We start from the raw sequence: 476 nt of genomic DNA, 5'->3' as shown, positions 1-476 counted from the left end.
ATTCTTTTGAAGTATTCGTATCTTGCAGGGGCTAAAAAAGATAATTAATTAAAATTTATAAATATGAGCATTATAATAAATATACACGCCCGCCAGATCTTTGATTCCCGCGGAAATCCAACGGTAGAAGTTGATGTAGAGACTGAAAATGGAGTTATTGGAAGAGCTGCTGTTCCTTCAGGAGCTTCTACCGGAGAACATGAAGCTGTAGAGCTTCGTGACGGCGGCAAGGATTATATGGGGAAAGGAGTTTCTAAAGCAATAAAAAATGTAAATGAAGTAATTGCTGAAGAATTGTTGGGATATTCAGTTTTTGATCAGAATATAGTGGATCAGGCGATGATCGAACTGGACGGAACGCCAAATAAGTCCAAGCTTGGAGCTAATGCTATTCTGGGAGTTTCCCTTGCTGTGGCAAAAGCAGCAGCGAATGAATTGAATATGCCACTTTACCGCTACGTGGGAGGAGTAAGTGC

At 40.5% G+C, this 476-nt stretch carries 1 pseudogene; it reads left to right on the top strand.

The annotated features are described in order from the left end of the window. Positions 1-63: 63 nt before the first annotated feature. A pseudogene (eno, locus tag HC176_RS16310) lies at positions 64-476 on the top strand (phosphopyruvate hydratase); the annotation flags it as partial.

The organism is Tamlana crocina (assembly GCF_012037625.1).
The sequence above is the reverse complement of the archived record's forward strand: the minus strand, read 5'-3'. Positions and strand labels throughout refer to the sequence as shown.